This window comes from Geitlerinema sp. PCC 9228 (genome assembly GCF_001870905.1).
Classification (GTDB): Bacteria; Cyanobacteriota; Cyanobacteriia; order Cyanobacteriales; family PCC-9228; genus PCC-9228.
In genome coordinates this window covers 618-826 of record NZ_LNDC01000208.1, presented here as the reverse complement: position 1 = coordinate 826, position 209 = coordinate 618, and the positions used below count along the sequence as shown (strand labels likewise).

1 protein-coding gene is annotated in these 209 nt (G+C 57.4%); it reads left to right on the top strand.

The features are described from left to right. A partial coding sequence (locus AS151_RS22965) for a tetratricopeptide repeat protein (RefSeq protein WP_343327452.1) occupies positions 1-209 on the top strand: 209 nt, incomplete at both ends.

Genomic DNA, 209 nt, shown 5'->3' with positions numbered 1-209 from the left:
AAGCGGAACCCCTCTACCGCCAAGCTCTAGAGATGAGAAAACGCCTATTGGGCGAGCAACACCCTGATGTCGCCACCAGCCTCAGCAGTTTGGCAATTTTGTACAAAGACCAAGGCAGGTACGAGGAAGCGGAACCCCTCTACCGCCAAGCTCTGGAGATGAGAAAACGCCTACTGGGCGAACAACACCCCTCCGTCGCCGCCAGCCTC